Here is an 11,533-nt window from a genome sequence, read left to right on the forward strand (position 1 = left end):
GTCCCCCTCCCCCGCTCCCCCGACCGGTCCCGGCGAACGCGTCGTGTCCGGGGCGCAGTTGCGGGAGCAGGGGGTGACGTCCGCCCGGGTGGCGGAGCGGTGCCGGGCCGGCGGGCCCTGGCAGGTGCTGCTGCCCGGGGTGTACCTGCTGCGGTCCGGGCCTCCGACCAGCGAGGAGCGGTTGCGGGCGGTCCTGCTGTACGCGGGCCGCCCGGTCCGCCCGGCCAGGGCCGTTCTGCCGTCGCAGCGCCCCGAGGTCTCGCCGTACGGCGAGGCGATGATCACGGGCCTCGCGGCCCTCGCGCTGCGCGGCTTCTCCGCCGCGCCCACGCTGCGCTCGCTGGAGGCGATCGACGTCCTGGTGCCGCGGAGCCGGCGGCTGCGGTCGACGGGGTGTGCGCGGCTGGTGCGGACGCACGCGATGCCGGTGGCCGACGAGGTGACCGGGGTGCCGGTGGCGCCCGCCGCACGGGCGCTCGCGGACGCGGTGAGCGGGCTGACCGACCCCGGCGCGGTCCGGCTGCTGCTCACCGAGGCGGTGCGCGGCGGGCACTGCGAACCGGCGGCGGTGGTGCGGGAGCTGAGCGACGCGCGGCTGCTCGGGCGCCCGCACGTGGTGGACGCGGTGGACGCCCTGCTGGCGGAGGGGCGCGCGCTGGCCGAGGGCAGGCTGTACGCGCTGGTGCGGTCGGCGGGCCTGCCCCAGCCCCTGTGGAACGTGGATCTGCGGCTGCCGGGCGGGCCGCATCTCGGCGGGGTGGACGCCTACTGGCCCGAGCAGGCGGTGGCCGTCGAGCTGGACACCCGGGCGCCGCGGCACGACGAGGACGCGCTCTGGTCGGAGTACGCGAAGAAGCGGGACACCCTGGAGCGCCTCGGCATCACGGTGGTGCACGTGACGCCCCGCAAGCTGCGGGACGCCCCCGAGCAGCAGGCGGTGGTGGTCCGGACGGCGCTGATGGCCGCGGCGGACCGGGAGCCGGCGGCCTATGTGGTGGTGCTGCCGCGCTGAGCGGCACGGCCGGTGGGGGGCCGGGTCCGCCACAGCCCGATGCCGATGTCCACCAGGGGGACGCGGTCGAGTTCCGCCACGCCGGCCAGGGGGTGCCAGGCGGCCAGGTCGGTGGAGCCGCCGGTCTCGGGGCGCAGTTCGCCGCCGGTGACGCGGCCCTCGTAGACGATCCGCAGACCCTGGAAGTCGGCGAGGGCGCCGAGTCTGCGGGGGTAGCTGCGGCGTACCGAGTCGATGCCGAGCAGGGCCGTGATCTCGGCCCGGTAGCCGGTCTCCTCCTCCACCTCGCGGACGACGGTGTCGATCGGGTCCTCGCCGTGCTCCATCCCGCCGCCGGGCAGGGTCCAGCGCTTCGTCCCGTCACGCGCCACCCAGCGGGCGAGCAGGACCTGGTCGTCCCGTGTGCACACCGCGTACGCCGCGACTCTCAACTCCTGTTTCATCAGCCGAGGTTACCGGTGCGCAGGTGTCGACGGGCGGGTTCGCGGGCGAGTACTCGGGGGCGGACCAGCGCAGGGGTGAGGCGCCGTCGGCCTGGAGTGTCCCGGTGACGGTGAAGCGGACCGTGCGCCCGCCGTCGGGCGTGTGCTCGGTCCGGGCGGTGCCCGTCAGCTGGAGCGTGGTGCCGGTGGTCCAGTCGAGCAGGAGGAGCCCGGCCCGCGGATCGCGCTCCAGGTTGCCGAGGGTCAGGAACATCGCGTTGCCCGGGTAGTCCGGCCAGCTCAGCTCGGTGGGCGAGGCGACCTCCAGGAAGCCGGGTCCGCCGCCCCGGTGGCTGGCGTCCACGCCGTCGGGGGTGCCGGTGGCCACGAAGAAGGTGTCGGCGGCGCGGAGGAACGCCTCCTGGCCGGGGGTGAGGCGTTCCCCGCGCCGCACGCGCACCACCGGCGGGGTGTCCCCGTCACCGGTGGTGCGCAGTTCCCTGCGCTGGAGGTACTTGGGGCAGTTGGCGAAGACCCGCTCGGTCTCCAGCAGCAGCCCGCGCGCGGAGGGCCGGACCGTGCCGCCCATCCGCATGCGCCGGCGGGTCCGGGGGTCGAGCACGATCGTCCCGGCGGGCACGGGGCCGCGGGCGAGTGCCGCGGCCAGCGGGTCGTGCTCCGGGAGGCCGCCGGCGACGGAGACCGTGCTGCTGCCGGTGGCCTTCAGGAACCCGGGCGGACCGGTGAGCAGGGAGGCCCACATCCGGCCGGACCCGTCCGCCGCGGCGAGCACCAGCATCGGCTGGAGCCCGAGGAAGGCGGCGGCGACGGGCTTGATGCCGCTGCCGATGGAGCGGCCGACGTGCGCGGCCGCCCCGAGCGCTCCGGTGCGGCGCTGCACGGCGAGGGAGCCCTCGTGGTACGGGCCCGGGGTGTGGTCCACGGTGTGCGCTCCTCTAGAAGAAGCCGCAGGTGGGTGCGGCGGCGGTGGGCACGGGGGCGTCCTCGGCGCCGGCGGCGGCGGAGATCTCCAGCCGGGTGCCGTCCGGGTCGTGGAAGAAGATCCCGCCCGAGGCGGTGCCCTCGCCGTGGGCCACGACTCCGTCGTAGGCGAAGTCGACGCCGAGGTCGCGCAGCCGGCTCTCGGCCGCGCGGACCTCGTCCATGGAGGGGGCCGTGAAAGCGAGGTGGTGCAGTCCGGCGCGAGTGGGTTCGAAGGCGGTGTCGGCCTGCTGCCACAGCGTGAGGACGAGGGTGCCGTCGCGCCCGAGGAAGGCGAACCGCCGGCCGTCCTCCTTGCCCTCGCCGAGGACGTCGAAGCCGAGGACGTCCCCGTAGAAGAGGAGGGAACGGTCGATGTCGGTCACGTTGAGGCCGACGTGGCCGGTGACGAGGGGGCTGCTGGTCGTCATGGAGGACCTCTCTGCGTCGGGGCGGCCCGCCTCGATGGCTAACCGCTCACTTGCAATTTAACGGTTAGAGACGATGGCGCGCAACCTCTCACCGCAAAGTGAGTGGTTAGCTGGAGGGGTGCCCGTCGGCGCCCCGTACCCTGGTGCCGTTCAACGCAACGGAGCGAAGGAATCCGCATGACCGCCGCCGACCCCCGCCCCCTCACCGGCGAACCGGTCTCGCTGGACCTGCTCAACACCCGCTGGGTGCACGACGGCGAACTCCGCGACCTCCTCACCAGCGCCGCCGGCCTGCGGATCTGGCTCGCGGCCCACGGCCTCGCCGGGCGCTTCACGGCGGACGCGGCCACCCTGGAGCACACCCTGACCGCACGCGACGCACTCGCCTCGCTCGTGGACGGCGGCGGCACCGACGCCGTCGCCCGGGTCGACGCGGTGCTCGGCCGGGGCCGCATCCGGGCCACCCTCACGGCCGAAGGGCCCGGCGAGGAGACCGAGTTCGAGGACCCGTCCTGGGGTCCGGCATGGATCGCGGCACGCGGGCACCTCGACCTGCTGCGCACGGCCCCGGACCGCATCCGCGCCTGTGCCCACGAGAGCTGCGTGCTGCACTTCTTCGACACCTCGCGCAACGGCACCCGCCGCTGGTGCTCGATGGCGATCTGCGGGAACCGCGCCAAGGCGTCCCGCCACTGGGCGCGCGGCCGCGAGGCGTAGCCGGCCCGTCCGGAGCACCTCCGCGGCGCCGCCGACCCGTTCGGGGGATCCGGGGCATCACCGGCGAACCCAGGAGCGGACGGATCAGTTCCGTCACATGTGTGCCCCTTTGACCGTCATGGCGTACGCCGAACGATGGCGGAAAGCCGCCATGACCACTTCACGTCTCCGTCAACTCTCCACAAAGTCCTGTCATTTACGACAGGCTGAGCGGTCATCCGGCACCGAATTCCGGACCGTCTCATTCACCAACAGGGATGCTGATGACCCCCCAGTCCCAGAGCTCCACAACAGGGCGCTCCGTCGGCCACAGACGTGTGGCGCGCGTGGCCGCGGCAGCCTCCATGGTGGCCGCGCTCGTCGCCGCCGGCGTCGGCCCGGCCGTCGCCTCCGCTCCCGCCGCCGACCCGGCCGGCTCGGACGGAGTGAAGGCCGCCCAGGCATCGGACAAGATCGGGCAGGCGGACGAGAACCTGCTCGCCGAGGCCGAGGCCACCGGCCAGAAGACCGTGACCGTGATGGTCGCCACCGCACCCGGCGCGACCGAGCAGGTCGCGGGCCAGCTGGACGCGGTGCAGGGCGCCACGGTGGGCAGGACGTTCGACGAGCTCGGCTACGTCCGGGCCACCCTGCCGACCGACAAGGCCGAGGCGGCGCTCAAGGCGGCCGCCAAGCTCTCCTCCGTCCACGGCATCGACCTCAAGCACGAGATCGAGCTGGACGACCCGACGCCGGCCGCCGACACCACGAAGTCCGCGGGCATCGCCTCGGCGCAGGTGGGCCTCTACCCGGCGCCCGGCAAGGACACCCCGGCGAAGAACCCGTACAACCCGTCCTTCGAGACGGGCGCGGTCGACTTCGTCAAGCAGAACCCGAAGGCCGACGGCCGCGGCGTGACCATCGGCATCCTGGACTCGGGCGTCGACGTCGCGCACCCGGCGCTCCAGAAGACCACCACCGGCGAGCGCAAGATCGTCGACTGGGTCACCGCGACCGACCCGGTCGCCGACGGCGACGGCACCTGGCTGCGCATGGACGCCTCCGTCGCCGGACCGGTGTTCACCGCCGACGGCCGTACCTGGAAGGCGCCGTCGGGCTCCTTCAAGTACCGCCAGTTCAAGGAGTCCGCCACCCTCGGCGGCGACATGGCGGGCGACCTCAACCGCGACGGCGACACCACCGACACCTGGGGTGTGCTGTACGACGAGGGCACGCGCACCGCGCGGGTCGACCTGAACAACGACGGCGACTTCACCAACGACACCGTCATGAAGCCGTACCGCAACGGCTTCCAGATCGGCTACTTCGGCACCGACGACCCGAAGACCGCGGTCGCCGAGCGGATCCCGTTCGTGATCGAGGTCCGCAAGGACGTCGTGTACAACTCCGCCGGCGCCACCGCCGACTTCGTGAGCATCGGTGTCATCGAGGGCTCGCACGGCACCCACGTCGCCGGCATCACCGCCGCCAACAGCCTCTTCGGCGGCAGGATGAACGGCGCGGCGCCCGGCGCCAAGCTGGTCTCGTCCCGCGCCTGCACCTGGAGCGGCGGCTGCACCAACATCGCGCTCACCGAGGGCATGGCCGACCTGGTCATCAACCGCGGTGTGGACATCGTCAACATGTCCATCGGCGGCCTGCCGCCGCTGAACGACGGCAACAACGCGCGTGCCGAGCTCTACACCCGGCTGATCGACACCTACGGCGTCCAGCTGGTGATCTCCGCGGGCAACTCCGGCCCCGGCACCAACACGCTGGGCGACCCGGCCGTGGCCGACAAGGTCATCTCGGTCGGCGCGTCGATCTCCAAGGAGACCTGGGCCGCCAACTACGGCTCCGGCGTCGACAAGAAGTACGCCATGCTCCCCTTCTCCTCGCGCGGCCCGCGTGAGGACGGCGGCTTCACCCCGACGATCGTCGCCCCCGGTGCCTCGATCAACACCACGCAGACCTGGATCGCCGGCGGCCCCGTCGCCGAGGCCGGCTACCAGCTCCCGCCCGGCTACTCGATGCTCCAGGGCACCTCGATGTCGTCCCCGCAGACCGCGGGCGCGGCGGCCCTGCTGCTCTCCGCGGCGAAGCAGAAGGACATCGAGCTCACCCCGGCCGTCCTGCGCACCGCGCTGACCAGCACCGCCAAGACCATCGACGGCGTGCTGGCCCACGAGCAGGGCTCCGGCCTGATCGACATCGTCGACGCGTGGAAGGCCATCAAGCAGGGCGCCGCGGCGCACGAGTACAGCGTCAAGGCCCCGGTCGACACCGCGATCGACTACGCGCTGAAGACGCCGGGCTTCGGCACCGGCCTGTACGACCGCGAGGGCGGCCTCCAGGTCGGCACGGCGCGCACGTACGACGTCACCATCACCCGCACCACCGGCCCGAAGAAGGCCGTGGCGCACACGCTCACCTGGCTGAACAACGACGGCACCTTCAAGCTGCTCAGCGGCAAGAAGATCAAGCTGCCGCTCGGCCAGCCCGTCACCGTCACCGTGCAGGCCAAGGCCCGCACCGCCGGTGTGCACAGCGCCGTCCTGGTCGCGGACGACGCCGCCACGGTCGGCAAGGACAAGCAGATCCTGACGACGGTCGTCGCCTCGCAGGCGCTGGCCAAGCCCGCGTTCGGGATCTCCGAGTCCGGCTCGGTGCAGCGCAACAGCCACACGTCCTACTTCGTGACCGTCCCCGAGGGCGCCAAGAACCTCGAGGTGTCCCTGAGCGGGCTCGGCGCGGACAGCCAGACCCGGTTCATCGCGCTGCACCCGTACGGTGTGCCGGTCGACCCGACGTCCACGGTGAACTGCTACCCGAACTACCCGAACCCGGCGAACACCTGCCGTCCGGACGTCCGCTCCTACCCGAACCCGGCTCCGGGCGTGTGGGAGATCGAGGTCGAGTCGCGGCGCACCTCGCCGCTGCTGGACAACCCGTACAAGCTGGACGTCACCGTCCTCGGCGCCTCCTTCGCCCCGGCGGTGCAGACCCTGCCCGAGGCGCAGATCGGCACCCCGGCGGACGTCCAGTGGAACGTGACGAACGACTTCGGTCCGATCGAGGGCAAGCTCGCGGGCGGCGCCCTCGGCTCGGCCAAGGTCGCCCGTCCGTCGATCAAGCAGGGCGAGTCGCAGATCTACACCGTCACCCTGGGTGAGGGTGTCGACCGCCTCGACGTGGCCATCGGCTCCACCTCGGACACGGGCGCGGACCTGGACCTCACGGTCTACCGCGGCACGACCCAGGTCGGCCAGGCCGCGGACGGCGACTCGGAGGAGGCGGTGAGCCTGGTGAAGCCGGCCGCCGGCACCTACCGGATCGTGGTCGACGGCTACTCGGTCCCGGCCGGGACCACCGAGTTCGACTACCGCGACGTGTTCTTCTCCCCGTCCCTCGGCACGCTGAAGGTCGACGACACCAAGCCGGTGTCGCTGGCCAACGGCGCGACGGCGGCCGTGGGCGCGCAGGTCGTGGTGAGCGGTGCCGCACCCGAGGGACGCCAGTTCTTCGGTGAGGTCTCCCTGGTCAACGCGCGGGGAACCGCGGCGGGCGCCGGCAGCGTGGTGATCACCAAGGTCACCGGCTGACCGCACGGCACGGATGAGACGGGGCGGGGGCCGGTGGCCCCCGCCCCGTCGGCATGTCGCGTCTCACACGTCCCGCCCCTCGGACAACCGATTGGACAAGGCGGACCTGGACAGACGCATCATGGAGCGGCACCCCATGCCCCCCAGAGCGCGCAGCGCACGTACGGAGGAGTACCCGTGAAGGTCGGAATCGTCGGAGCCACCGGGCAGGTCGGCACGGTCATGCGCAAGATCCTTGCCGAGCGGAAGTTCCCGGTCGACGAGCTGCGGCTCTTCGCCTCCGCGCGGTCCGCCGGGACCACGCTGGAGTGGCAGGGCCGCGAGATCACCATCGAGGACGCCTCCAGCGCCGACTACAGCGGCCTCGACATCGTGCTGTTCTCCGCCGGCGGCGCGACCTCCAAGGCGCTCGCCGAGAAGGTCGCCTCCCAGGGCGCCGTCGTGATCGACAACTCCTCCGCCTGGCGCCGCGACCCCGAGGTCCCGCTCGTGGTCTCCGAGGTGAACCCGCACGCGGTCAAGGACCGCCCCAAGGGCATCATCGCGAACCCGAACTGCACCACCATGGCCGCCATGCCGGTCCTCAAGCCGCTGCACGCCGAGGCCGGCCTCACCGCGCTGGTCGCCACGACCTACCAGGCCGTGTCCGGCTCCGGCCTCGCGGGCGTCGCCGAGCTCGACGGGCAGGTCAAGGAGGTCGCGGGCCGCGCCACGGAGCTGACCCACGACGGCGAGGCCCTGGAGTTCCCCGAGCCCGGCGTCTACAAGCGGCCCATCGCGTTCAACGTGCTCCCGCTGGCCGGCTCGATCGTCGACGACGGCTCCTTCGAGACCGACGAGGAGCAGAAGCTCCGCAACGAGTCCCGCAAGATCCTGGAGATCCCGGAGCTCAAGGTCTCCGGCACCTGTGTGCGCGTCCCGGTCTTCTCCGGCCACTCGCTCCAGGTCAACGTCCGCTTCGCGCGGCCGCTGGCCGTGGAGCGCGCCTACGAGCTGCTGAAGGACGCGCCGGGCGTGGAGCTCTCCGAGATCCCGACCCCGCTCCAGGCGGCCGGCAAGGACGTCTCCTACGTGGGCCGCATCCGTGTCGACGAGACCGCGGAGAACGGTCTGGCGCTGTTCCTGTCGGGCGACAACCTGCGCAAGGGCGCCGCGCTGAACGCGGTGCAGATCGCCGAGCTGGTCGCGGACGAGCTGCGCGCCGGCTGATCCGCCGGCCGGTCCGGAGGAACGCGAGGGGGCGGGCGCCGCACGGGCGCCCGCCCCCTTCGGCGTGCCCGCGGCGGGGCGCCGCCGGCGACGTGCACGCGGCGGCCGATTCCCCCGGGCGCGGCAGGGGTGCCGCGTGGAAGGATGGCCGCAAACATCGCAAACCGAGGAGATGACCGGGTGCCTGGCACAAACCTGACCCGTGACGAGGCGCAGCAGCGTGCGCGCCTGCTCACCGTTGACTCCTACGAGATCGACCTCGATCTCTCCGGAGCGCAGGAGGGCGGGACCTACCGGTCCAGGACCACCGTACGCTTCGCCTCCGCCGAGGACGGCGCGGAGACCTTCGTCGATCTGGTCGCCCCCGCCGTGCACGAGGTCGTGCTCAACGGCCACTCGCTCGACGTGGCCGCGGTCTTCCGGGACTCGCGGATCGCGCTGAAGCACCTGAGGGCGGGCGACAACGAGCTGACGGTCGTCGCGGACTGCTCGTACACCAACACCGGCGAGGGCCTGCACCGGTTCGTCGACCCGGTCGACCAGCAGGCCTATCTGTACACGCAGTTCGAGGTCCCGGACGCGCGCCGGGTGTTCGCGAACTTCGAGCAGCCGGACCTCAAGGCCACCTTCCGGTTCACCGTGAAGGCCCCCGAGGGCTGGACCGTGATCTCGAACTCGCCGACCCCCGAGCCCGTGGACGGCGTGTGGCGCTTCGAGCCGACGCCGCGGATCTCGACGTACATCACCGCGCTGATCGCGGGCCCGTACCACAGCGTCCACAGCTCGTACGAGAAGGACGGGCAGAGCGTGCCGCTGGGCATCTACTGCCGGCCCTCGCTCGCCGAGTACCTGGACGCGGACGCGATCTTCGACGTCACCCGGCAGGGCTTCGAGTGGTTCCAGGAGAAGTTCGACTACGCCTACCCGTTCGCCAAGTACGACCAGCTCTTCGTGCCCGAGTTCAACGCCGGGGCGATGGAGAACGCGGGCGCGGTGACCATCCGCGACCAGTACGTCTTCCGCTCGAAGGTGACGGACGCGGCCTACGAGGTGCGCGCCGAGACGATCCTCCACGAGCTGGCGCACATGTGGTTCGGCGACCTGGTCACCATGGAGTGGTGGAACGACCTGTGGCTGAACGAGTCGTTCGCCACGTACACCTCGATCGCCTGCCAGGCGCACGCCCCGGGCTCGAAGTGGCCGCACTCCTGGACCACGTTCGCGAACTCCATGAAGACCTGGGCGTACCGGCAGGACCAGCTGCCGTCGACCCACCCGATCATGGCCGAGATCAACGACCTCGATGACGTTCTCGTGAATTTCGACGGCATCACCTACGCCAAGGGCGCCTCCGTCCTGAAGCAGCTGGTCGCGTACGTGGGCCAGGACGAGTTCTTCCGGGGCGTGCAGGGCTACTTCAAGCGGCACGCCTTCGGCAACACCCGTCTGTCGGACCTGCTCGGCGCGCTGGAGGAGACCAGCGGCCGGGACCTGAAGACCTGGTCGAAGGCGTGGCTGGAGACGGCCGGCATCAACATCCTGCGCCCGGAGATCACCACCGACGACGGCGGTGTGATCACCGCGTTCGCGGTGCGGCAGGAGGCTCCGGCGCTGCCCGCCGGCGCCAAGGGCGAGCCGGTGCTGCGCCCGCACCGGATCGCCGTGGGCCTCTACGACCTCGACGGGGCCGGGAAGCTGGTGCGCACCGAGCGGGTCGAGCTGGACGTGGACGGCGAACTGACCGACGTCCCGGCCCTGGTCGGCCGCACCCGACCGGCCGTGGTGCTGCTCAACGACGACGACCTGTCGTACGCCAAGGTGCGCCTCGACGAGGAGTCCCTGCGGCACGTCACCGAGCACCTCGGCGACTTCGCGGAGTCGCTGCCCCGCGCGCTGTGCTGGGCCTCTGCCTGGGACATGACCCGCGACGGGGAGCTCGCCACCCGCGACTACCTGGCCCTGGTGCTGTCCGGCATCGGCAAGGAGTCCGACATCGGGGTGGTCCAGTCGCTGCACCGGCAGGTCAAGCTGGCCGTGGACCAGTACGCGGACCCGGCCTGGCGCGAGACGGGCCTGACGCAGTGGACGGACGCCACGCTGGCGCATCTGCGCGCGGCCGAGGCCGGCGGCGACCACCAGCTCGCCTGGGCGCGGGCGTTCGCGGCGACCGCCCGCACCCCGCAGCAGCTGGACCTGCTCCAGGCGCTGCTGGACGGCACCGAGACGATCGAGGGTCTGACCGTCGACACCGAACTGCGCTGGGCGTTCGTGGAGCGCCTGGCGGCCACGGGCGTCCTCGACGAGGACGACATCGCGGGCGAGTACGAGCGCGACCGCACGGCCGCCGGCGAGCGGCACGCCGCGACCGCCCGGGCCGCGCGTCCGACCGAGGCCGCCAAGGAGGAGGCCTGGGCCTCGGTCGTGGAGGGCGACAAGCTCCCCAACGCCGTGCAGGAGTCGGTGATCGCCGGCTTCGTCCAGACCGACCAGCGCGAGCTGCTCGCCCCCTTCGCCGAGCGGTACTTCGCGGCGGTCAAGGGGGTGTGGGAGTCCCGCAGCCACGAGATGGCCCAGCAGGTCGCGATCGGGCTCTACCCGGCGCTCCAGGTCTCCCAGGAGACCCTGGACGCGACCGACGCCTGGCTGGAGGCGGCACAGCCCAACGCGGCGCTGCGCAGGCTGGTCTCGGAGTCGCGGGCGGGTGTCGAGCGGCCTCGGTCGTGGAGGGCGACAAGCTCCCCAACGCCGTGCAGGAGTCGGTGATCGCCGGCTTCGTCCAGACCGACCAGCGCGAGCTGCTCGCCCCCTTCGCCGAGCGGTACTTCGCGGCGGTCAAGGGGGTGTGGGAGTCCCGCAGCCACGAGATGGCCCAGCAGGTCGCGATCGGGCTCTACCCGGCGCTCCAGGTCTCCCAGGAGACCCTGGACGCGACCGACGCCTGGCTGGAGGCGGCACAGCCCAACGCGGCGCTGCGCAGGCTGGTCTCGGAGTCGCGGGCGGGTGTCGAGCGGGCTCTGAGGGCCCAGGCGGCGGACGCGGCGGCGGCGCGGTAGCACCCGCCGGCTCCGCCTGCGGAGCCCGCGGCGTCGCCGCGCGGCGGCCTGCGGGGGCACCCGGATCCACGGCGGGCCGGACGCCGGCGCGGGCCGTGCCGCAAAGCCCCAGGAGGAACCGGAACAT

At 72.5% G+C, this 11,533-nt stretch carries 8 protein-coding genes and 1 pseudogene; 6 read left to right on the forward strand and 3 right to left on the reverse strand.

Translation table 11 applies throughout. The features are described 5' to 3' along the window. Positions 1 to 1,012, forward strand: a 1,012-nt coding sequence (locus tag EAO77_RS02390; RefSeq protein ID WP_410088199.1) for a hypothetical protein, incomplete at its 5' end; no start/stop codon positions are given. Here EAO77_RS02390 and EAO77_RS02395 read toward each other — a convergent pair. Genes EAO77_RS02395 through EAO77_RS02405 form a run of 3 tightly spaced genes read right to left on the reverse strand, consistent with a single transcriptional unit; the run spans position 988 to position 2,846 of the window. Next, a complete protein-coding gene (locus tag EAO77_RS02395; protein ID WP_147986472.1) occupies positions 988 to 1,455 on the reverse strand; it encodes an NUDIX hydrolase in 468 nt (155 codons plus the stop codon). The two genes, EAO77_RS02390 and EAO77_RS02395, sit on opposite strands and share 25 nt — an antisense overlap. Then, the gene (locus EAO77_RS02400; protein ID WP_147986473.1) at positions 1,373 to 2,377 is read right to left on the reverse strand and encodes a pyridoxamine 5'-phosphate oxidase family protein; all 1,005 of its coding nucleotides are present in this window, start codon (positions 2,375 to 2,377) and stop codon (positions 1,373 to 1,375) included. The genes EAO77_RS02395 and EAO77_RS02400 overlap by 83 nt, the downstream gene beginning before the upstream one ends. 13 nt (positions 2,378 to 2,390) lie before the next feature. Next, on the reverse strand, positions 2,391 to 2,846 hold the full coding sequence (locus tag EAO77_RS02405; protein ID WP_147986474.1) for a VOC family protein: 456 nt from the start codon (positions 2,844 to 2,846) through the stop codon (positions 2,391 to 2,393). Positions 2,847 to 3,023: 177 nt separating this feature from the next. Here EAO77_RS02405 and EAO77_RS02410 point away from each other — a divergent pair, with 177 nt between their 5' ends. The 5 genes and pseudogenes from EAO77_RS02410 to EAO77_RS02430 all read left to right on the forward strand — a co-directional run. Further along, the gene (locus EAO77_RS02410) at positions 3,024 to 3,563 is read left to right on the forward strand and encodes a CGNR zinc finger domain-containing protein (RefSeq protein WP_147986475.1); all 540 of its coding nucleotides are present in this window, start codon (positions 3,024 to 3,026) and stop codon (positions 3,561 to 3,563) included. Between the two features lie 263 nt (positions 3,564 to 3,826). After that, on the forward strand, positions 3,827 to 7,144 hold the full coding sequence (locus EAO77_RS02415) for a S8 family serine peptidase (RefSeq protein ID WP_410088200.1): 3,318 nt from the start codon (positions 3,827 to 3,829) through the stop codon (positions 7,142 to 7,144). Between the two features lie 177 nt (positions 7,145 to 7,321). After that, entirely contained in the window at positions 7,322 to 8,353 is a 1,032-nt protein-coding gene (locus EAO77_RS02420) for an aspartate-semialdehyde dehydrogenase (RefSeq protein WP_147986477.1), read from the forward strand. A 180-nt stretch (positions 8,354 to 8,533) separates the two neighbouring features. After that, the gene (gene pepN, locus EAO77_RS02425) at positions 8,534 to 11,116 is read left to right on the forward strand and encodes an aminopeptidase N (protein ID WP_147986478.1); all 2,583 of its coding nucleotides are present in this window, start codon (positions 8,534 to 8,536) and stop codon (positions 11,114 to 11,116) included. Next, positions 11,065 to 11,406, forward strand: a pseudogene (locus EAO77_RS02430) (ERAP1-like C-terminal domain-containing protein); the annotation flags it as partial. The gene pepN and the pseudogene EAO77_RS02430, both read left to right, overlap by 52 nt. Positions 11,407 to 11,533 lie beyond the last annotated feature (127 nt).

It is taken from the genome of Streptomyces sp. T39 (assembly GCF_008042045.1).
GTDB lineage: Bacteria > Actinomycetota > Actinomycetes > Streptomycetales > Streptomycetaceae > Streptomyces.